Origin of the sequence: Pseudarthrobacter sp. NIBRBAC000502770 (assembly GCF_006517815.1) — a bacterium.
GTDB lineage: Bacteria > Actinomycetota > Actinomycetes > Actinomycetales > Micrococcaceae > Arthrobacter > Arthrobacter niigatensis.
This window is the reverse complement of sequence record NZ_CP041198.1, coordinates 1,391,505-1,411,278: the sequence shown is the minus strand read 5'-3', so window position 1 is coordinate 1,411,278 and position 19,774 is coordinate 1,391,505. Positions and strand designations below refer to the sequence as shown.

General features: G+C 63.3%; 20 protein-coding genes. 17 read left to right on the top strand and 3 right to left on the bottom strand.

The genetic code is table 11. The features are described 5' to 3' along the window. The first annotated feature begins 62 nt into the window (after positions 1 to 62). The 9 genes from NIBR502770_RS06835 to NIBR502770_RS21325 all read left to right on the top strand — a co-directional run bounded on the left by NIBR502770_RS06835 (position 63) and on the right by NIBR502770_RS21325 (position 7,627). A complete protein-coding gene (locus tag NIBR502770_RS06835; protein ID WP_141181455.1) occupies positions 63 to 1,481 on the top strand; it encodes a DHA2 family efflux MFS transporter permease subunit in 1,419 nt (472 codons plus the stop codon). Positions 1,482 to 1,493: 12 nt separating this feature from the next. Continuing rightward, the gene (locus tag NIBR502770_RS06830) at positions 1,494 to 2,135 is read left to right on the top strand and encodes a GntR family transcriptional regulator (protein ID WP_141181454.1); all 642 of its coding nucleotides are present in this window, start codon (positions 1,494 to 1,496) and stop codon (positions 2,133 to 2,135) included. A 132-nt stretch (positions 2,136 to 2,267) separates the two neighbouring features. Beyond that, on the top strand, positions 2,268 to 3,140 hold the full coding sequence (locus NIBR502770_RS06825; protein ID WP_141181453.1) for a fumarylacetoacetate hydrolase family protein: 873 nt from the start codon (positions 2,268 to 2,270) through the stop codon (positions 3,138 to 3,140). After that, positions 3,137 to 4,045 (top strand): alpha/beta fold hydrolase, encoded by a 909-nt coding sequence (locus tag NIBR502770_RS06820; RefSeq protein ID WP_141181452.1) that lies wholly within the window; start codon positions 3,137 to 3,139, stop codon positions 4,043 to 4,045. The genes NIBR502770_RS06825 and NIBR502770_RS06820 overlap by 4 nt, the downstream gene beginning before the upstream one ends. 43 nt (positions 4,046 to 4,088) lie before the next feature. Further along, positions 4,089 to 5,366 carry an amidohydrolase family protein gene (locus tag NIBR502770_RS06815; protein WP_018763837.1) on the top strand — a complete coding sequence of 426 codons (1,278 nt, stop codon included), beginning with the start codon at positions 4,089 to 4,091 and terminating at the stop codon, positions 5,364 to 5,366. Positions 5,367 to 5,551: 185 nt separating this feature from the next. After that, positions 5,552 to 6,040, top strand: coding sequence for a DUF1097 domain-containing protein (locus NIBR502770_RS06810; RefSeq protein WP_018770795.1), 489 nt, complete (start codon positions 5,552 to 5,554; stop codon positions 6,038 to 6,040). A gap of 112 nt (positions 6,041 to 6,152) precedes the next feature. Beyond that, on the top strand, positions 6,153 to 6,458 hold the full coding sequence (locus NIBR502770_RS06805; RefSeq protein WP_018770794.1) for a hypothetical protein: 306 nt from the start codon (positions 6,153 to 6,155) through the stop codon (positions 6,456 to 6,458). Positions 6,459 to 6,473: 15 nt separating this feature from the next. Continuing rightward, a complete protein-coding gene (locus NIBR502770_RS06800; protein WP_018763840.1) occupies positions 6,474 to 6,983 on the top strand; it encodes a flavin reductase family protein in 510 nt (169 codons plus the stop codon). A 455-nt stretch (positions 6,984 to 7,438) separates the two neighbouring features. Continuing rightward, positions 7,439 to 7,627, top strand: a complete 189-nt coding sequence (locus NIBR502770_RS21325) for a hypothetical protein (RefSeq protein WP_210418924.1) — start codon at positions 7,439 to 7,441, stop codon at positions 7,625 to 7,627. A 1,057-nt stretch (positions 7,628 to 8,684) separates the two neighbouring features. On the opposite strand, the gene NIBR502770_RS06790 is transcribed toward NIBR502770_RS21325, so the two are convergent. From NIBR502770_RS06790 to NIBR502770_RS06780, 3 genes are all read right to left on the bottom strand, one after another. Continuing rightward, positions 8,685 to 9,053, bottom strand: a complete 369-nt coding sequence (locus NIBR502770_RS06790) for a type II toxin-antitoxin system death-on-curing family toxin (RefSeq protein WP_141181451.1) — start codon at positions 9,051 to 9,053, stop codon at positions 8,685 to 8,687. Continuing rightward, the gene (locus NIBR502770_RS06785; RefSeq protein WP_246857429.1) at positions 9,050 to 9,256 is read right to left on the bottom strand and encodes a ribbon-helix-helix protein, CopG family; all 207 of its coding nucleotides are present in this window, start codon (positions 9,254 to 9,256) and stop codon (positions 9,050 to 9,052) included. The genes NIBR502770_RS06790 and NIBR502770_RS06785 overlap by 4 nt, the downstream gene beginning before the upstream one ends. 378 nt (positions 9,257 to 9,634) lie before the next feature. After that, positions 9,635 to 10,333 carry a GntR family transcriptional regulator gene (locus NIBR502770_RS06780; protein WP_141181450.1) on the bottom strand — a complete coding sequence of 233 codons (699 nt, stop codon included), beginning with the start codon at positions 10,331 to 10,333 and terminating at the stop codon, positions 9,635 to 9,637. Between the two features lie 232 nt (positions 10,334 to 10,565). On the opposite strand from NIBR502770_RS06780, the gene NIBR502770_RS06775 reads away from it, so the two are divergent. The 8 genes from NIBR502770_RS06775 (at position 10,566) to NIBR502770_RS06740 (ending at position 19,716) form a co-directional block, all read left to right on the top strand. After that, the gene (locus tag NIBR502770_RS06775; RefSeq protein ID WP_141181449.1) at positions 10,566 to 11,732 is read left to right on the top strand and encodes a mandelate racemase/muconate lactonizing enzyme family protein; all 1,167 of its coding nucleotides are present in this window, start codon (positions 10,566 to 10,568) and stop codon (positions 11,730 to 11,732) included. Positions 11,733 to 11,827: 95 nt separating this feature from the next. Continuing rightward, on the top strand, positions 11,828 to 13,201 hold the full coding sequence (locus NIBR502770_RS06770) for a cation:dicarboxylate symporter family transporter (RefSeq protein WP_141181448.1): 1,374 nt from the start codon (positions 11,828 to 11,830) through the stop codon (positions 13,199 to 13,201). 97 nt (positions 13,202 to 13,298) lie between these two features. Beyond that, complete coding sequence (locus tag NIBR502770_RS06765) at positions 13,299 to 14,246, top strand: phosphoglycerate dehydrogenase (RefSeq protein WP_141181447.1); 948 nt, start codon at positions 13,299 to 13,301, stop codon at positions 14,244 to 14,246. 34 nt (positions 14,247 to 14,280) lie between these two features. Then, the gene (locus NIBR502770_RS06760) at positions 14,281 to 15,360 is read left to right on the top strand and encodes a tartrate dehydrogenase (protein ID WP_141181446.1); all 1,080 of its coding nucleotides are present in this window, start codon (positions 14,281 to 14,283) and stop codon (positions 15,358 to 15,360) included. Then, positions 15,357 to 15,668: a hypothetical protein gene (locus NIBR502770_RS06755; protein ID WP_056392006.1), complete on the top strand. Its 312-nt coding sequence runs from the start codon at positions 15,357 to 15,359 to the stop codon at positions 15,666 to 15,668. Before NIBR502770_RS06760 ends, NIBR502770_RS06755 begins: the two co-directional genes overlap by 4 nt. 16 nt (positions 15,669 to 15,684) lie before the next feature. Further along, the gene (locus NIBR502770_RS06750; protein ID WP_246857428.1) at positions 15,685 to 16,602 is read left to right on the top strand and encodes a CoA ester lyase; all 918 of its coding nucleotides are present in this window, start codon (positions 15,685 to 15,687) and stop codon (positions 16,600 to 16,602) included. A gap of 101 nt (positions 16,603 to 16,703) precedes the next feature. Continuing rightward, positions 16,704 to 17,525 (top strand): fumarylacetoacetate hydrolase family protein, encoded by an 822-nt coding sequence (locus NIBR502770_RS06745; RefSeq protein WP_141181445.1) that lies wholly within the window; start codon positions 16,704 to 16,706, stop codon positions 17,523 to 17,525. A gap of 1,156 nt (positions 17,526 to 18,681) precedes the next feature. Further along, the gene (locus tag NIBR502770_RS06740) at positions 18,682 to 19,716 is read left to right on the top strand and encodes a DUF4192 domain-containing protein (RefSeq protein WP_141181444.1); all 1,035 of its coding nucleotides are present in this window, start codon (positions 18,682 to 18,684) and stop codon (positions 19,714 to 19,716) included. Positions 19,717 to 19,774 lie beyond the last annotated feature (58 nt).

The window sequence follows — 19,774 nt, the reverse complement described above, 5'->3', positions numbered from 1 at the left end:
GGACCCCTGCGGCGGATTAACGTCCGGCACTGTGCGTCCCGATCCGAAAGGAACGCCGAGCTATGTCTGAACGAAACATTCCCCGGCTGACAGCTGTGGCTGTGACCCTGGCTGTCGTCATGGACCTGCTGGATACCACTGTGGTCAATATCGCGGTGCCTACCCTTCAGGAGGAGTTCGACGCCGGCCCCGGGCCGGTCCAGTGGGTGATCACCTCCTATCTTTTGGCGATCGCGGTGTCACTGCCGATGAGTGGCTGGATCAGCCGCCGTCTGGGCCAGGGCCGGGCATTCCTGATCGCGCTGGGAATCTTCGGGATGGCCTCGGCCCTCACTGCCTTGGCATGGTCCCTGCCGGTCCTCATCGCGTTCCGGGCTCTACAGGGTCTGGGCGGAGGGTTGATCCTCCCGATCGGCATGGCCATGCTTTTCGCCGCGTTCCCCGCCGACCAGCGGGCGAAGGCCTCCGCGCTCATTTCGGTGCCGGCGGCCCTCGCCCCGGTCCTGGGCCCGCTGATCGGTGGGTGGTTTGTGCAGGACATCGGCTGGCGGTGGGTCTTCTGGCTTAACATGCCCATCGCCCTCGCCGCCATTCTGACCGGCCTGCGCTTGCCGGCGCAGCGGCCGGCCACCCCCGGTGCCCGGTTCGACGGCGTTGGCCTTGTACTTGTCTCGGCAGGCCTTGTGCTTTTGGTGCTGGGTCTTACCGGAGCCGAGAACGGATACCCCGCCGCTCTGCCCCTGATCGCCATCGCCACCGCAGTGCTGCTCCTGGCCGGCTTCGCCGTGCGGCAGCTCCGCCGCGAAGATCCCCTGCTCAATGTCCGGCTGCTCGTCAAGCAGGAGATCTGGAGCAGCAACCTCGCCTTCCTCCTGACCGCCCTGTCCTATGGGGCGCTACTGTTCCTGCTCCCGCTGTATCTCCAGGGCCACGGCGGGATGTCCCCGCTGAACAGCGGATTCATGACATCCCTGCATGCCGTCGGCATCCTGCTGGCCACCCCGGTCACCACGCGCCTTACCCGGCGCACGGGCCCGCGTGCGCCGCTGGCTGCAGGGTTGGGTCTCATGGCAGCGGGAGCGGGTGCCCTGTCACTGGCGGGCCAGGCAACGCCGGGGTGGCTGACGGCAGCCGCGATTCTGGTTGCGGGTGCGGGTTTCGGCACAACCATCGTCCCGCTGCAGACGGCTACCGTCACCGGACTGCAAGGTCCGGAGCTGGCCGACGGTTCGACAATCGTGAACATGGCCCGGCAGATCGGCATGGCGGTCGGCGTAGCCGCCGCCGCTGCTGCCCTCAATGCCTTGAACGGCACCCACGGCCCCGGTTCCGGATATCCCGGCGCCTTTCTCCTCGCCGCGGCCCTGGCAGCGCTGGCCATTGTCCCCAGCCTGGCCTTCAGGGACCCCAAGCCCGCACCGCGAGATCCAGAACATGACCCGAAACGGCCTGAACGGACGGGCGCCACGAGAGCATCATGAAAGACTGGGGAAATGGCGGTATCAGCAGCATTTGAGAACGAGAGCCTCTCGGAAAAAGTCAAGCGCACCATCGTGGACAGGGTCGTTGACGGCACCTACCCTCCCGGTATGCGCCTCGTGGAGCTCCAGCTCGCCAAAGAATTCGGCGTCAGCCAAGCGCCGGTCCGCGAGGCCCTGCGGGAGCTGTCCTCCACACGGCTGGTCGAAAACATCCCCCGCCGCGGAACCTTCGTCCGGTCCGCCTCCCAGGATGACCTCGCCGAAGTCTACTTCGTCCGCCTCGCCCTGGAGGGAACCGCCGCCGCCGCCGCATATCCGGCACTGAACGCCGACCCGGCACCGCTGCGGGAGGCCCTGGCCGGCATGCGTGAGGCCGCGGCGACGAACGATGCCCACGGCATCGCCAAATACAGTACCGACTTCCACCGGGCTGTTGTAGTTGCGACCGGGAACCGGCTGATGCTGGAGATCTGGGATTCCCTGTATGTCGAGGCCCGCACCATGGCCACCGTCGTGCGCGGCCACGTCGACCTGCACGCAGCGGCCGAAGCCCACGTCCCGATCCTGGAAGCCTTCGAGAGCGGCACACCGGACCTCTGCACCAAGCTCGTCACCGAACACCAGCACGAGTACTCCATCCTCCCCCAGGAATAGGCCCCTTCCTCCTCCCCCGGAAGGGCCCGCACCCCCTCCAAAAGAAATTATCGATAATCGCTTGTGATGCCAGTCACGGTCATGTAGAGTCACATCATCAATTATCGATAATCGATTCGAAGGGGAATCACTTTGAAACTCGTTACTTTCCGCCACAACGGCACCCAGCAGACCGGCGTCCTCAACACCGACGCCACAACGGTGACTGCTGTGCCGGGCGGGCAGGACCTGCTTTCGCTCATCGACAACTGGGACAGCGCAGCTGCCCAGCTCGCCGCCTCGACCGGAGAAGCAATCCCCGTGGCCGACGTCGAGCTGCTGGCCCCCATCCCGCTCCCCCGCCGGAACATCTTCTGCGTGGGCCGCAACTACGTCGAACACGCCAAGGAATTCGCCAACTCCGGCTACGACGCAACCGCAAGCGCCACACCCCAGCCGGAATACCCGGTGGTGTTCACTAAGGCACCCTCCACGGTCATCGGCACCGGCGCGGACGTCGACCCGCACGCCGGCGTCACCTCCGAACTCGACTACGAAGCCGAACTCGGCGTCATCATCGGCACGGGCGGCCGCGGCATCAGCAAGGCCGACGCTCTGGACCACGTCTGGGGCTACACGATCATCAACGACGTCACCGCCCGCGACCTCCAGAAAGACCACAAGCAGTGGTTCCTGGGCAAGAGCCTCGACACCCACTGCCCCATGGGGCCCTGGGCCGTAACCCGCGATGAAGTCGGCGACGGCCCCCTGGACCTGCTCTGCACCGTCAACGGTGAAACCCGCCAGAAGGCCACGACAGCGGACCTGATCTTCGACATCCCCACCATCATCGAAACGATCAGCGCCGGCATCACGCTCCAGCCTGGGGACATCATCGCGACCGGCACCCCGGTCGGCGTCGGCATCGGCTTCACTCCGCCGCGGTTCCTGACCAGCGGAGACGTCGTCGAGATCACCATCAGCAAGCTCGGCACGCTGCGGAACCGGATCGGAGAAGGCCGATGAGCACCGCGACCATCCCCGCAGGGCTGACAGCCGTCGGAACGAAACACCTTTTCGTCGAAAGCACGGGCACCGGAGAGGATGTTGTCCTGGTCCACGGACTGGGCGGCACCACCAGCTTCTATGAACCGCTCGTCGCTTCACTTGCCGAACGGTTCCGGGTCACCCGCTACGACTTCGCCGGACACGGCCGCTCGCCCCGGGTGGGGGAACTTAGCCTGGAATCCCTGGCCGCCGAATTGGCCCTGGTCATCGAATCCCAGACCACGACAGGCCGCGCCCACCTTGTTGCCCACTCGATGGGAACCCTCATCGTCCAGCAGCTGGCCTCAACACGTCCTGACCTGGTCCGGGAAGTCGTCCTGCTGGGCGCGGTCCGGGAACAGGCCCAGGCGGCCAAGGACGCCACCCGGGCACGGGCGGCCCTCGTCCGCGAAAAGGGCATGGCCGCGGTGGCCGACACCGTCGCGACCGCCGCCACGGCCGATCATGCAGCGATCGGGAACCCGTTGGTGCGCCCCTTCGTGCGTGAACTGCTCCTGGGCCAGGACCCGGAAGCCTACGCGCAGGCCTGCGAAGCCCTGGCCTCAGCAACCAACCCGGACCTGGCCAGGATCCAGTCCAAGGTGCTGCTGCTGACCGGCAGCGAAGACAAAGTCAGCACCCCGGAATCGAACGAGGCCATTGCAGGGGAGCTGGGCCAGGCCGAACTCCTGGTCGCCCCGGGCACCGGCCACTGGACGGTGCCGGAGGCGCCGGACTTCGTCACCGCCGCGGTCCTGGACTTCCTCACCGGCTCCACGCTCAAGCCGGAGACGAAGAAGACATGTGCCTGCAGCAGCGCCAGCCCCGGCTGTCAGTCACGCCGCCAGCAGACCATCACCATGCAGATCCGCAAAACCCCCTAAGAACACCTCCACCGTTCCAGCTCAAGATAAGGACAACGAAGTCATGTCGAAAACCCTCTTCACCAACGTCAACATCCTGGACAGCACCGGCGCCCAGCCCTTCCTCGGGGAAGTGCTCGTCGTCGATGAGCGCATCACCGACGTCCGTCCCGGCACGGGCAACCTGCCCCGGGAGGGCTCCCGGGTCATCGATGGCCGCGGCCAGACCCTGATGTCGGGACTGTGCGACGCACACACCCACTTCACCTGGAACGACGGCGACCTCAACAGCCTGGAAACGATGAACGTCGAGGAACACCTGCTGCACACCGTCGAGTCAGCCAAGTACTACATCGACTACGGGTACACCATGTGCTTCGGGGCGGCCAGCGCCAAGAAGCGGCTCGATGTCGTCGTACGCGACGCCATCAACGCCGGCCGCATCCCCGGCCCCCGCTACCTGGCCAACGGCCAGGAAATCGCGACCACCGCAGGGGACCTCGTGCCCGGCATCACCCAGATCGCCGACGGCGTGGAGGAAATGCGCAAAGTGGTTCGTGAAACCATCGGACTGGGCGTGGACCAGATCAAACTCAGCATCTCCGGTGAGGAAATCACCGGCACCAAGGCAGCCACCGACACCTACATCACCGAAGAAGAACTCCAGGTCGCCGTCGACGAGGCGCACCGCCGGCACGTGCGCGTCTGCACCCACGCCCGCAGCCGCGACTCTGTGCTCATTTCCCTGAAAACCGGCGTCGACATGATCTACCACGCCTCCTACATTGATGACGAAGGCATGGACCTCCTCGAGGCCGCCAAGGACCGCGTCTTCGTCGCCCCTGCCATCAACTGGCTGGTCGCAACGCTCCAAGACGCCGAAGCGTTCGGCTACTCCCACGAGGCGGCCGAACAGGCCGGCTACGCCCGCGAACTCGACATCGCCGTCAAGGCAATGCAGGAGATGCGCCGCCGCGGCATCCGCGTGCTGCCCGGCGGAGACTACGGCTTCGCCTGGACGCCCCGCGGAACGTACGCCCGGGACCTGGACCACTTCGTGAAGCTCTTCGGCTACACCGAAATGGAAGCCATCATCGCTGCCACCGCCCTCGGCGGGGAACTCTTCGAAAAGCCCAACGAACTCGGCAAGGTCCTGCCCGGCTTCTACGCCGACATGATCCTCGTCGACGGCAACCCGCTCGAAGACATCACCATCCTGCAGGACATCAACAAGATCACCGCAGTGATGAAGAACGGCGAGTTCCACCGCGCACCGGTGGAACCCACGCCTGCGACTCCCGACAACGCGGACCCCGCCGACCTCGCCCTGACCCACCTCTAAAACACTCCCCACGTAGTACGGCCCCGGCGTCCTTGCCGGGGCCGTACCGCCAGATTCACCCGCACCCGAAAGAGCTAACACCCGCTCCGCGTTCTGCGCACTTCAGCGAAGCCTGCACATTCACACTCCCTCAGCTTTCCTTTTCAAAAAGACAATGACGCCATTTTGACCCTAAGGAACTACCCATGAAGCCCCTCGTCATCATCGGAATCACCGCCGGCATCCTCGCCGGGCTCTGGACCCAATTCAGCACACCCTTGGGCCTTATAACCTGGGTCGGATTCCTCTCCTGGGCATGCTTCTTCGCAGCCGGCGGAAAACGCGCCGCACTCCTCAAAACGATCCCTGCCAACCTCTCCGGAGTCCTCTGGGGCGCCATCATCGTCTGGGGAGCGGCGAACCTCCCCATCCCCGGCGCGCTCGGCATCTCCGTCGCCGTCGCAGCGTTCGCCATGTGCGTCCAGGCCCGCTGGAGCCTCCTGGGCTTCATCCCCGGAGCGTTTGCCGGATGCGCCGCCTACTTTGGCGCCACCTTCGACGTGGCCGGCACCTGTCTGGCCTTAATCGTCGGCGCCTGCCTTGGGTGGCTCTCCGAATACACCGCGGGGCTCCTCACCACGGCTAAAAAGGACCAGGCATCCGTCCCGGTCGCGGACACGCAACCCGTCGCCTGAACCACAGCAAGCCTGCTCGACCCGCCAACCCCTCTCAGGTGCCACCGGCCAGCTCCCCGGCGGTCGGTGGCACCTGACCCCACCCCTGCCCGCCGCCACCTGAGGAACCGTGATGAACGCACCAACAGCCCATGCTGCGGCCGGGTCCTTCCCGATCGAACGCAGAACCTTCACCCCCCACCCGCCACAGTCCTACCGGCTCGATGACTGGTTCCATCTCCCGACAACAGCAACAGTGGAAATCCGCCGAAACGGCACATACGTCAGAACCGCACGCATCGAAGATGCCACCCCCGACTCCCGAATGCTGTGGCTCGCACCCGAAGGCGTCGACTCACGCATCCTCATCGACAAACTCGACGGATACGAAGTGTGGATTGACGCCGAGCAGCTCTACTACATCCAGCAACACCGGTAACCGAAGGAGCCAGCCATGACTATCGTTACCGAACGGCCCGGCACTCTCGATCCCACCCACGTGCGGGACACCATGTCCATGGTGCCCACCAGCGTCGCCGTCGTCGCCGGACAGTCTGAACTCACCGGTGACCGTGCCGCAATGATCGTCGGATCGTTCGTCTTTATCTCCCTGGACCCGTGCCTGGTCGGCTTCTTCATCGGCCACGAGTCTTCCAGCTGGCCACAACTCAACAAGGCCACCGTGCTGGGCATCAGCGCTCTTGCATCAACACAGGCGCAGTTCTGCCGCAAGCTGGGTAAAAAGGACGCGGACCGCTTCGATGACAGCTTCTGGATCCAAGGAGCATACGGTGCCCCACTGGTCGCAGGCGCAGTCGCGGCCTTGGAATGCCAAATCGAGAACGTCACGCCCATCGGGGACCACGCCTTTGTCCTGGCCAGGGTCCTGGGCCTCAACACCGGGAACGCCAAAGATCCATTGGTCTTCCAAAACCATGAATTCGCGGGACTCCTCCCCCGCTAACGCCCTTTGCGTCCGCGCGCAGCAGCTTGAAATGCATTCACCGCGCACTAGGCCAGGGCACCGGACGCCGCCGGAGGGAAAGGCAGGGGCACGATGGTCCACACGATGGAAGCCGGCCTGAATGCCTCTGCCATCAGCATCGCCGGAAACGTCAACTAAATGCCAACGACGGATCAACTAAAATGGGACGCTCCCGCGTGTGGAGCACACCCCACACTCACAACGTCTCCTGGGTCGTCGGATGTCAGCGAAGCCGGAAGGCTTCGACCATCCGGGCGACGTGAAGGGTCAGGTATGTCACTTCGTATTCGGTCAGTTACCCGACAATCCAGGCCGAGCTGTTCCCGGCCTCTGTCCGGGTCTCCGGAATCGGCTTCGCACACCAGATCGTCATCGCCGTTTTTGGCGGCACCGCACCACTGATCGCCGCCGCGTTCGTCGGCGCCGGACAGCCCATGTTCGTCGCGGTATACATGATCGCCATCGTCGCCCTCTGCCTCGTCGTTTACTTCACACTCCCCGAGACCGGCAGCCGGGGCGGACGTGCCACCGTCGCTCCGGCAGACCCCGAAGTGCTGAAGGGCGAGCACCTGCTCGCCGAGACTCCACACGGCGGGATGCGGGCGCATAATTCCAAGCCGTAGACCTCCATCTCCTCCACAAGTCTGGACGTGAGGAAGGCCCTCGACCGACTCCGGTCGAGGGCTTTCCCCTTCCCCGCTAGGGCCGGCTCCAAGATGGAGTTAAACCCTAAGTTGACGTAAGGCCGCACGTCAGGCAGGGCTTGAATGAGGTGTGGTCGTTCATTTCCCACGTTGTCTTGGAAAAGCTCTTGGATCGAACCCTGCCACTTCTGTCTTAGCGCAACGTTGACCCCGTCGGGTCCCGATCACTGCAAACTGCAGCGCGGAGTCTCTCGAGCCGGGACGACCGTAGGCCCAATCCCCGGCGCTTGGTCCAAGCACTCGGTGTGTCAGAAGGCCGCGCCCGTTCCTGGGCGTCGTAGTGGCCCGCTCCCCCACAATTTTGTGCGACCTGCAGCCAAGCCTGCTTCGCCTTTATCCTTCTGCTCTTCACTGGGCCGTTCCCCGCCGCAGTCAGGGCGGCACATGGCGCCCTTGATCCGACATGCCCTTCCGTGCTCCTAGCCAGCAGGGACTCTCACAAAGCAGACGTAAGTGTGGACACTGTCCACACTCAATTTGGCAGGACAAATCGAGCGCATACGGCTCCGGCGGCGGTTGCAAGGAGCCCTTCAATAAAATTGCCGTACCAACGGCGGCTACGTCATGTTGTACCCGCTACCTCGGACCATGAATAGGTGTTGGACAACCACGCCCACCACACAGAACCGAAACGAGGAAGCATCTAACCGCACCACAGCAGGCGGAAGGCCCACCAGCTAGGGACTTGAACCCGCCACCCCACACACCTGAACAGGCCCCGCGGCGGCCAGGCACCAGCCCGCGACCCACCCGCCAGAGCGACGCGAAACAAGCTTTGTCAACACGTCAAAGCAAAAAAGCCCCTGACGAGGGAAAACACTGTGCCCGAGGTGGGACTCGAACCGCATTCCGGCCCTTGAAAACCCTGGGAACCCGCGAAAACATGCGGAATCCTGGCCAAACCGAAGGCTGTTTGGCTCAGTACGAGACGAAAAGTGTGGACATTGTCCACACTCCCTTCGGGGGCGCCGGAGGACTACCGGGGCACCAGATGCCTGGAAATCTCGGCGGCAGAGTCCACCAGGTCGACAGTGCCCGCGGCGACTCCGACCACGAGGTCGAAGCCCTCATCCGTGGTGAAGCCATGCCGGTAACCATTGATCCACAGCAGCAGCACCATAAGCGTCCACGCCGTCCGTCTGTTCCCATCAATGAGTGGATGGAACCGGGCGACCGACTCCAACAAGGCTGCCGCCTTCACCGCAAGTTCCGGATACGCCTCCACGCCCATGACAGTCGTGGTCGGCCTGGCCAATGCCGAGGCCAACAACCCCACATCACGGATATGGAAGCCATGCCGATCAACTACCTGAACTGCATCCTCAATGCCCAGGTACGCCGTCACGCGTCCTCAAGGCGCTTCAGCAACTCAGCGTCATGACTCATAACAAAATCAAGACCTGCGCTGATTTCACGCCGGCGCGCGTGGCGCTGCAGAACCAACTCTGCGCCCTGCAACAAAAGCGCGGACTTGGACGTGTGCTCCTCGGCAGCCAACTTCTCCAGCCGCCGATCGAGGTCTTCAGGGACACGGAGATTCATAGCCATGCCTTCATGGTACCAAAACGGTACCCGCCCTTGCCCGGGCGCGCGCCGCTAATTAGACCAGACCCACCCGAGCAGGATCGCGGTGTCTTGGAAGGCTCTGTTGTTTTTCCAGGCGCTACGCTGCCGAAACCAAAAGTGTGTTTCCTTCCGGCCTCGTTCCAACACCCTCAAACCGACGCCCGCTCACCTGTCTCATAACTAAGGATGAGTACCAGATTTGGGCTACGAAGTTATGAGACATAGTTACAAGAATCGCCGTTGCCATCGCGCGTCCAACATTGTGACTCGCGGCGCTATATGGCGGCATTTTCACGACACTAAATGTCGCGCAGATGACGCTGCGAATGGGAAGCTCGGACCCAAAAAGCCGGCGCGGTTTTAGGCGGTTCTCTCAAGGTCGGACGGGGATTCGTTCTCCCGCTCCTCCAACGCACCTGTCACCGATGCTGTGAGGCTGTTTGCGATGTGGGTGCGAGCGAGTTCTGCCGCGCCGGGCCCGTCTCCCGCGGTGACGAGTTCAAGGATTTGGTGGTGCTGGTTCAGGTCGATGGTGCGGGGCTCGTCACCGGAAGGCAGCTCCAGGCCGATGCGCCGGTAGCGGTCGGACTTGTCCCAGAGGTCATCCAGGAGCTTGATCAGGGTTGCGTTGTGAGAAGCCGTGTAGACGGCGCGGTGGAAGTCGCGATGAGCGATGATGGCGTCTTCGCCCCACACGCGCGTGACGGGGAGTAGTTTTTCGGCGGCCGACCGGATGATGGCAATGTCAGCGTCGGTCCGGCGGTAGGCGGCCAGTTCCGTTGCGGACGGCTCCAGGGAGAGGCGTACTTCCAGCAGTTCGCGGGCTTCGGCGGCGCTCATGTCAGCCACCTTGGAGTCGCGGTGGGTGTCCATCGTGATCAGGCCCTCACTCGAGAGCCGGCGGATGGCTTCACGCAGGGGGGTGATGCTCATCTGCATGTTTTCGGCCAACTCGTATTGAGAGATGCGCGAGCCGGGGGCTAAGGCGCCGGAGAGGATCATCTGACGCAATTCGCTGTACGCCAGGCTGCCCTTGCTCGAAAAGACGTTGGTACTCATCTGCCGCTCCAAATCTGTGGGAGCGTTGCCCCCGTCCCGCTAAGTGTAGCCCTCCAATCAACATCTTATAAGAAATCTCGTCGCCGGGCTTGTGCTCCGGGTCGAGGCCCGCTAACCTCGAATCAACGTCTTATAAGATATTTGCACACCCCACCCGCCGGATACGCGGCCAGTGCCATGGCGCGAGCATCCATCTTATAAGAAATAAGATCCGACCAAGAGAGATTCAAAGATGAAAATCGTTTCCGCCCACGTAGGCACCATCCCCATCAGTTCCTCCATCCGGAACGCGTTCATTGACTTCACCAAGATGGACTGCACAATCATCGCGCTCGTCTCCGATGTGTTCGTTGACGGCAAGCCGCTGGTCGGCTACGGCTTTAACTCCAACGGCCGCTACAACGCTACGGGCATCCTGCAGGACCGCATCCTGCCGCGCCTGCTGGATGCTCCTGCCGAGGACCTCATGGATGAGAAGGGCGAACTGTCACCTGAGAAGGCGTGGGACATCATGATGTCCAACGAAAAGCCCGGTGGCCACGGCGAACGGTCGGTCGCCGTCGGCGTGGCCGACATGGCGCTGCACGACCTCGCCGCAAAGATCGCCGGTGTCCCCTTGTACCGGTGGATCTCGGACCACTACGGTGACGGCAATCCGGACAAGGACGTCTTCGTCTACGCCGCCGGCGGCTACTACGCCCCCGGCAAGACCCTTGAAGACTTGCAGAACGAAATGCGCGGCTTCCTGGCCCAGGGCTACAACATCGTCAAGATGAAGATCGGCGGCGCCGACCTGGCCGAGGACCTTCGCCGCATCGAAGCCGTCATCGAAGTCCTGGACGGCGACGCGTCCCGCCTGATGGTGGACGTCAACGGTAAGTTCGACCTGGATACCGCCCTGGAATACGGAAAAGCCATCGATAAGTACGGACTGTTCTGGTACGAAGAAGTCGGCGACCCGCTGGACTACGCCCTGAACGCCACCCTCTCCGAGCACTACAGGAACCCCATCGCGACCGGTGAGAACCTGTTCTCCCTCCAGGACGCACGGAACCTGGTCCGCTACGGCGGCATGCGCCCGGACCGTGACTTCATCCAGGTCGACCCGGCGTTGAGCTACGGCCTCACCGAATACCGCCGGATCCAGGACATGCTGGCCCAGCACGGTTGGTCCTCCCGCCGCTGCATCCCGCACGGCGGACACCAGTTCTCACTGCACATCGCCGCAGCCCTCAAGCTCGGCGGCAACGAGTCCTACCCCGGCGAATTCCAGCCCACCGGTGGCTTCACCGACGACGCAGTCGTCGTCAACAGCCGCGTAGCCCCCGGCGACCTGCCCGGCATTGGCCTGGAAGGCAAGGCCGAGTTCTACAAGGTCCTGCGCGGCCTGCACGAGTAAACCACCCACACCTGCCTGGTCCCGGGCAGCAGAACTGCCCGGGACCAGGCAACCACCCCTAACTTCTCTGTCTGACGTGCAAAGGAGCACCCAAGATGTCTTCCCACACTGTGCAGGACCACCAGCATTCCCCGCACCCGCCCAAACAGTCGTCCCGGTTCGGGCGTCTGATCCGTGAACTCTGGTTCCAGGTACTCCTCGGAGGAGTCCTCGGCATCCTCGTAGGCATGTTCATCCCGCAGGTCGGCTCGCAGCTGACCCCGCTCAGCGACTGGTTCATCGCCCTGGTCAAGATGATCATCATCCCGGTCGTCTTCTGCGTCGTCACCCTCGGCGTTGCGTCCATGGACAGCCTCCGGAAAGCAGGACGAATCGGCATCAAGGCCCTCGGTTACTTCATCGTCCTCTCCCTTATCTCGATGCTCATCGGCCTGCTTGTCGCCAACATCTTCCACCCCGGCGAGGGCATGAACATCGACGTCTCCAAACTGAACGCCGACAAGATCCCCGGCGCCGGCAAGAGCTTTGACGGCATCGAGTTCGTCAACAGCCTGATCCCCACGTCATTCTTCGGCGCCCTCACCAGCAGCGCCATCCCGGCCGCCCTCCTGGTCTCCATTGTCTTCGGCGCAGCACTGAACCTCTCGGGCGAATCCGGTGTCCTGCTCACCGGCGGCATCCGCGCCCTGTCCACCGTCGTGTTTCGGATCGTTGGCTGGCTCATGCGCCTGGCACCCATCGGAACCTTCGGCGCCCTCGCCGCTACGGTGGCCAAGTACGGGGCCACCAGCCTTCAGCAGCTCGGCTTCCTGATCCTGCTCTTCACCGCCACGTGCATCGTGTACGTCCTCGTCGTCTTGGGCATCATCGCCCGGACCTGCGGCCTGAACATCTTCACCGTCATGCGCTACTTCAAAGACGAGCTCCTGATCGCCCTGGCAACATGCTCCAGCGAGGCCGTGCTCCCGCAGGTGATGAAGAAGCTCGAAAACATGGGCGTCGGCAAGCCGACCGTCGGCATCGTCATCCCGTCCGCGTTCTCTTTCAATCTCGACGGATCCGCGATCTACCTGACCATGGCGTCCGTCTTCCTGGCCCAAGCCGTCGGGATCCACCTCTCCTGGGAACAGCAGCTGGCCATGGTCGGCATCATGATGATCTCCAGCAAGGGAACAGCCGGCGTCGCCGGCGGTGCCTTCATTGTGCTCGCCGGCTCCCTGGGAGCCGTCAGTGCGATCCCCACCGCCGCCCTCGCCCTCATCGTCGGCGTTGACCGCCTCCTGAACGAAGGCCGCGTCTTCATCAACGTCATCGGCAACGTGCTGGCAACAGTCGTCGTCGGCAAATGGGAGAAAGACTTCGACCTGGCACAGGCCCGCAACGTGATACACGCATCGGGTCGAAAGAAGAACGAACTCCCGGCAAGGACGGCCGACCACGTCGAGACCGAGACGGTCGACGCCCACTAAACCCTGTCAGGGCCGCCTCTCTCCCGGGGGCGGCCCTGACCCGTGTGCACTTCACCCAGCACCAGCCCACCGCTATACCGACGAGGAACACCACACCATGGCCCGGCGCATACTCATCACTACCGACTACCTGCACGCCGGAGATGCCGTCGATCACCTCCTGCGCGACCGTGGCTTGGAACCCGTCTACGCACCGTCCAGAGGCTCACGGTCCCTTGAGGAACGTCGCTCACTGTTCGACGGCATCTCCGGAGCCATCCTCGCCAGTGAACCCGTTACCGCCGACATGCTCGCTGATGCGTCCTCCCTCAAAGTCATCGCCCGCAGTGGCGTCGGCTTCGACTCCATCGACATCCAGGCCGCTTCCGCCGGCGGAATCAAGGTCTGCAACGCCCCCGGAACAAACCACCACTCCGTCGCCGAACTGACCATCGGGCTGATTATCATGACCGCACGCCGCCTCCTGGAGGTCACCACCGCCGTTCGCGAGGGCGGCTGGCCGCGTGAAGCCGGCCACGAACTGCGCGGCTCCACCCTCGGCATCATCGGCTACGGCCCCAGCGGACGCGCCACCGCGACCCTGGGCGCTGCCCTCGGCATGAATATCCTCGTCAGCACCGCCCACCCAGACCCCCGGAACACTGCGGCCCGGTTTACCGACCTCGACACGGTCATTCAGGAATCCGACTACCTCTCCCTGCACACCCGCGGAGGCCGCGCCACCGGACAGCTCATCAGTGCATCCCGGCTGCAAGCAATGAAACCCAAGGCCGTGCTCATCAACACCGCGCGGGGCTCACTCGTAGATGAAGACGCACTGGCCAAAGCACTGTCCGACGGCACCATCGCCGCAGCTGCCTTGGACGTTCTCGAAAGCGAGCCCCTCCCCGACGACAGTTCCCTCCGGGGCCTAGACAACGTGCTCATCACCTCCCACCTCGCCGGACAAACCGTTGAAGCCCGTGCCCGGGCCGGACTCGCAGCCGCACACGCCGTCATCGACGTCCTCGAACACCGCCAACCGGCACACCAGGTCAACCACTAACCCCCATCGAGCAAATAGTAAGAAGGATCCTTGAATGTCGACATCCCACCGCATCGCAGTCATTCCAGGCGACGGAATCGGCACCGAGGTCGTACCGGAAGGGCTGCGCGTCCTGAACGCCGCAGCCTCAGCCTTCGACCTCAACCTCCAATACGAACACTTCGACTATGCCTCCGCCGACTACTACACCCGGCACGGCAAGATGCTCCCCGACGGGTGGTTTGAGGAACTAAACCAGTTCGATTCCATCTTCTTCGGCGCCGTCGGCTGGCCCGACGTCGTCCCCGACCACATCTCCTTGTGGGGCAGCCTCCTGCAATTCCGTCGCCACTTCGACCAGTACGTCAGCCTCCGCCCGGTCAAACTCCTGCCCGGCGTGCCCAGCCCCCTGGCCGGCCGCGCCCCGGGCGACGTCGACTTCTACGTCGTTCGGGAAAACACCGAAGGCGAATACTCCAGCATCGGCGGAAAGATCTTCGAAGGCACCGACCGCGAAACCGTAGTCCAGGAAACCGTCATGACCCGCACCGGCGTGGACCGCATCCTCAAATACGCCTTCGACCTCGCCCAAAGCCGGCCCAAGAAGCACCTCACCTCCGCCACCAAAAGCAACGGCATCGCCATCACCATGCCCTACTGGGACGAACGTGTGCAGGAAATGGCCAAAGGCTTCTCCGATCTGAAGGTGGACAAGTACCACATCGACATCCTGGCCGCTAACTTCGTCATGCACCCTGACTGGTTCGACGTCGTGGTAGCCAGCAACCTCTTCGGCGACATCCTCTCCGACCTCGGACCGGCCTGCACAGGGACCATCGGCATCGCCCCCAGCGGAAACATCAACCCCGAACGCAAATTCCCCAGCCTCTTCGAACCCGTCCACGGCTCCGCGCCGGACATCGCCGGCAAGGGCATCGCCAACCCCATCGGCCAAATCTGGTGCGCCGCAATGATGCTGGACCACCTGGGAGAACCCGAAGCCGCGGCCGCCATCACCACCGCCATGGAAACCGTCCTTGCCCGCGGACCCGAAGCCCTCACACCCGACATGGGCGGAAAAGCCACCACCAAGGAACTGGGTAAAGCAGTGGCCGCAGCCCTGACCGCATCATGACCCCCTCGACCGGCCCCAGCAACGGGCGCACGCCCGCCTTCGAAGAGCGGATCATGCTCCGCCAGCACCTCCACTGGCGACGGCTCATCGGAGCGACCGTCCAGATCCGCCAGCACGGCCAACTCATCCGCACCGGAACCGTGGATGACGCTATGGCAGACTCCACAGCGCTCTGGATCGCAGGCGACGCGGCCCAACCGCGCACCATGTACGAAGCTGCGCACGGGATCGAGGTGTGGGCCCACCCGGAAGAAGCCGAAGACGGGATCTGCTACCGGATGACATCAACAGCACCATCACATAACTGACCCAGTACGGAGACCCATGACGCAGCGCACCTACATGCCCCGAAGCACCGAAGACACCTCCTACTCCACCCCAGTGCTCAGCAGTGTGCTCCCGGGCTTCATCCCGGAACGCAATATTCCCGCAGAGATCGCCCGTTCCTGGCTGTTGGTCAATGCCATGAAGCCTGAGCTGTTCGACCAGTCGGCAGTGTCCCGGGCCGATTCGATCATCCTGGATATTGAGGATGCGGTGGACCCGTCGCAGAAGGACCAGGCCCGCGGCAACGTGATCGACTGGCTGACCGCCGGCGGCCAGGCCTGGGTCCGGATCAATGACGCCACCAGCCCGTTCTGGGCCGATGACCTCGCGGGCCTGCGCGGCACCCCGGGCCTGCTCGGTGTCATGCTCGCCAAGACCGAATCGGCTGACCAGGTGACCGAGAGCTTCCACCGCATGGACGGCAAGACCCCCGTGATCCCGTTGGTGGAATCCGCGGTCGGCATCGAGGAAGCCAACAACATTGCCAAGGCGCAGGGTGCGTTCCGGCTGGCGTTCGGGTCCGGTGACTTCCGCCGCGATACCGGCATGGCCGCCACCCCGGAAGCGATGGCCTACCCGCGCGCCAAGCTGGTCGTCGCCAGCCGCGTGGGCAACCTGCCCGGCCCCATCGACGGCCCCACCGTCGGCACCAACCACCCCATCCTGCGCGAGCAGACCGGCATCACCGTGATGATGGGCATGACCGGCAAGCTTTGCCTGGCCATTGACCAGACCCCGGTGATCAACGAGGTCATCAGCCCCACCCCGTCCGACGTCGCGTGGGCCACCGACTTCATGAACGACTTCGAGGCCAACGGCCGCGTGATCCGTGACGGCTCCGACCTGCCCCGACTGGGCCGCGCCGAGAAGATCATGAAGCTCGCCGTAGCCTTCGGGGTCCAGCCCGCACATTAACGCCCGCGCCGCCGCCCGCGTGGGCGGCCAAGGCGCACAACCACGCCCTTCGCACGTCCGCCCACTGCCGTATCAGCAACCAAGATCTGAAGAGAGAACGAATGGCCTACGCAAACTACCGATACAAGGGTCACAACTACCTTGGCGAAGTTCACGGCGAATACCTCATCCCGCTGGCCGGGCTCACAGACATCGGACCGGAAACATCCGCCGATCTCCTTGCCAGTGCCGCCCGCCTGAGGGAATTACGGGTTCCCCTATCCGAAGTCACCCTGCGCGCGGCGTCACCAAAAGCCGGCAAGATCCTCTGCGTGGGCCTGAACTACAAAGACCATGCCGACGACACCAGCACGGCCACCTTTCCCGCCCTCTTCCCCAAGTACACAACCACCCTCATAGGACCTGCCGACGACATCATCCTTCCCCCGGAGTCCACCCAGGTCGACTTCGAGGGCGAACTCGCCGTCATCATCGGCAAGACAGGCCGCCGCATCGTCGAACAGAACGCAATGGACCACATCCTTGGCTACTGCGTCTCCAACGACATCACCATGCGCGACTTCCAAAACAAGTCCCACCAATGGCTGCAGGGCAAGATCTGGGACAACACCACCCCGCTCGGCCCGCACATCGTCACACCCGCAGAATCCGACATCAGCAAGGTCGGCATCAGCACCACCCTGAACGGGGAAGTCGTCCAAAAATCGGATCTCTCCCACCTGATCTTCAGCATCCCCACACTCATCGCCACCATCTCCGAATTCACCACCCTAGAACCAGGGGACGTCATCCTCACCGGCACACCAGCCGGAGTCGGATACCGCCGTGACCCCCAACTGTTCCTCAAAGACGGCGACTCCGTCACCGTGACAGTCGAAGGGGTCGGCAGCATCACAAACACCGTCAGGGCAGAAACCACCTGACGCATACCCTGTGGAATTTGCCGATAAGTGCGGCGTTCTATGTTTAGCCGGTGTCGATAGTTCTTTCTGACGAAGATGCCGGGGCAGAGCTGACGCACGGACGTTAGGTGCCCCGCGCTTCCTAGATATTCGTCGGCCGGCACCATAAGGCCACACTTACAAAGCAGACATAGGTGTGGACACTGTCAACACCCAATTTGGCAGGACAAACCTCGGGGCACGACTCTCGCACGCACGCCCTAAGACCGACTCCCAGGGACGCCCTATAGCGAGATCGCCGAAGTCATGTCGTCCCCACTCCCCTGAGCCATGAATGAGTGTTGGACAACCACGCCCAACCAGACAGCACCCGAACGAGGAACCATATAACCCACTTCAGCAGGCGGAAGGCCCACCAGCCAGCGTCCCGAGCCCGCCACCCACACAACCTGAATAGGCCCACGCGGCGGCCAAGCTGAAGCCCGCGACCAACCCGTCAGACGACGCGACCGCAAGCTTTGTCAACACGTCAAAGCAAAATCGCCTCTGACGAGGAAATACGTCGTGCCCGAGGTGGGACTCGAACCGTCTTCCAGCCAGTGAGAAGACTGGGAACCCGCGGGAACATACCCAATACGAAGCAATACCAAGCCAATAACAGTCCATCCGGACCGGAAAGTGTGGACAATATCCCCACCACCATTCATCCTCAAGCGCTAGATCCACGACCGCAGACCTTCAACGAGGGATGCGGCTTTTCTTTGCCCTGCCACGGCCGGCCCTTCCCCTCCCCGCAAGCCTCCGGCTCTCCACACTCCTCCACACGCGGCACGACCGCGGTATTCAGCCCGAGCGGTCCTTTCCCTTGTGAGTCATGCCGCCGGCACCGTTCCTTGCGATGGATAAGCAAACGCACTATCGCTGCTTGTCATTCTGATACGCCCCCATAATCGCTGGGCGGTCCTCCGCGCAACCAGGGCGCTACCGCGCCGGCACCGGAACCGAAAACTTTCCAGAACAACGTCCGCACGCTCCGCAGCGAAGTTTTCAATCCCGGCGCCGGTCCCCCAAGTTGCACTCCGGTCCCTAACCCAGCGGATGGTCCCCTACCAGAACGACGCCCACGAAAAACAACCGCAGAAGAAACAGCATTCGCAAGGGTGAAGGAAACGCGATCATGGAAAAGCTCACGATCACAACACCATCAGATGTCCTCAGCTTCATCGGCCACACCCTGGGCTTCTGGCCCCAGGAAAGCCTCGTCTGCATCACCATGAACGAGAACAGCATCGGAGCAACACTCCGCATCGATCTCCCCCGCCAACCCGGCCAGGAACTCCCCTACGCGCGTACAGTCGCCCACTACCTCACCAGCGACACCACCGCCACATCCATCCTCTTCGCCGTCTACACCAGCGAAACCACCCACCCCGGCCAGACCAAACCCCACGCCGGCACCATCGCCGCACTTACCGGAGTCCTTGCCGAACAAGGGATCACCATCCGTGACGGACTGTTCGTCGGGGACACGACCTTCTCCCCCTACGACGGCGAACCCGGCACCAGCATCGCCCTGCCCGTCAGCTCCACCCAAACCAGCGCCATCAATGCCGAATTCATCTACCGCGGCAGCTACATCCAAGCCACCGACCGCATCACCCTGCCAACAACCAGCGAGGCACGAACCAAGGCGAACGCAGTCGGAAAGCACATGGAAACGATCAGCTCCCAGCAAAGCGACACCGCACTCGAGCAAGGCAGGAAACTTTGGGCGGACATGCTCGACTCCACCGAGTTTCCCGGTGACGACGACTGCCACGCCCTGGTCGCGAATCTCCAGTTCCCAGCAATCCGAGATCGGCTCATCGCGGACATCCCGGGCGTGGACGAACCCATGCAACACATCCTCTTCGCCCAAACGGAAACGGCCCCGAAGTGGTCACGGATCGAGTGGGCACAACAAGTGCTCCTGCACGCCTATACCCGCACCAGCCCCGAACACGCAGCCCCAGTGCTCACGGCCATCGGCTACATCAACTGGTGGGAAGGAAGAGGCAGCAAAGCCCACCAATTCCTCCAACTCGCCCTCGACACAGACCCCGCCTACCGCCTCGCCCGCCTCAGCGACCAAATGATCGGCTACGGCATCGTCGCAGGATGGAACATGAACAAGAACACGGCCTACAGAGCCCTGCCGTTCGACATGCCGTAAGTCTTACCCCGCAACGCGAAGGCAATGTGCTTCCTCTCAACTAGTGACAACTCCATCG

Excerpts from the sequence above, each read along its gene's own strand:
- NIBR502770_RS06835 (WP_141181455.1), top strand. The coding sequence starts at position 63 with ATGTCTGAACGAAACATTCCCCGGCTGACAGCTGTGGCTGTGACCCTG.
- NIBR502770_RS06830 (WP_141181454.1), top strand. The coding sequence starts at position 1,494 with ATGGCGGTATCAGCAGCATTTGAGAACGAGAGCCTCTCGGAAAAAGTC.
- NIBR502770_RS06820 (WP_141181452.1), top strand. The coding sequence starts at position 3,137 with ATGAGCACCGCGACCATCCCCGCAGGGCTGACAGCCGTCGGAACGAAA.
- NIBR502770_RS06815 (WP_018763837.1), top strand. The coding sequence starts at position 4,089 with ATGTCGAAAACCCTCTTCACCAACGTCAACATCCTGGACAGCACCGGC.
- NIBR502770_RS06810 (WP_018770795.1), top strand. The coding sequence starts at position 5,552 with ATGAAGCCCCTCGTCATCATCGGAATCACCGCCGGCATCCTCGCCGGG.
- NIBR502770_RS06805 (WP_018770794.1), top strand. The coding sequence starts at position 6,153 with ATGAACGCACCAACAGCCCATGCTGCGGCCGGGTCCTTCCCGATCGAA.
- NIBR502770_RS06800 (WP_018763840.1), top strand. The coding sequence starts at position 6,474 with ATGACTATCGTTACCGAACGGCCCGGCACTCTCGATCCCACCCACGTG.
- NIBR502770_RS21325 (WP_210418924.1), top strand. The coding sequence starts at position 7,439 with ATGTTCGTCGCGGTATACATGATCGCCATCGTCGCCCTCTGCCTCGTC.
- NIBR502770_RS06785 (WP_246857429.1), bottom strand. The coding sequence starts at position 9,256 with ATGGCTATGAATCTCCGTGTCCCTGAAGACCTCGATCGGCGGCTGGAG.
- NIBR502770_RS06780 (WP_141181450.1), bottom strand. The coding sequence starts at position 10,333 with ATGAGTACCAACGTCTTTTCGAGCAAGGGCAGCCTGGCGTACAGCGAA.
- NIBR502770_RS06775 (WP_141181449.1), top strand. The coding sequence starts at position 10,566 with ATGAAAATCGTTTCCGCCCACGTAGGCACCATCCCCATCAGTTCCTCC.
- NIBR502770_RS06770 (WP_141181448.1), top strand. The coding sequence starts at position 11,828 with ATGTCTTCCCACACTGTGCAGGACCACCAGCATTCCCCGCACCCGCCC.
- NIBR502770_RS06765 (WP_141181447.1), top strand. The coding sequence starts at position 13,299 with ATGGCCCGGCGCATACTCATCACTACCGACTACCTGCACGCCGGAGAT.
- NIBR502770_RS06760 (WP_141181446.1), top strand. The coding sequence starts at position 14,281 with ATGTCGACATCCCACCGCATCGCAGTCATTCCAGGCGACGGAATCGGC.
- NIBR502770_RS06755 (WP_056392006.1), top strand. The coding sequence starts at position 15,357 with ATGACCCCCTCGACCGGCCCCAGCAACGGGCGCACGCCCGCCTTCGAA.
- NIBR502770_RS06750 (WP_246857428.1), top strand. The coding sequence starts at position 15,685 with ATGACGCAGCGCACCTACATGCCCCGAAGCACCGAAGACACCTCCTAC.
- NIBR502770_RS06745 (WP_141181445.1), top strand. The coding sequence starts at position 16,704 with ATGGCCTACGCAAACTACCGATACAAGGGTCACAACTACCTTGGCGAA.
- NIBR502770_RS06740 (WP_141181444.1), top strand. The coding sequence starts at position 18,682 with ATGGAAAAGCTCACGATCACAACACCATCAGATGTCCTCAGCTTCATC.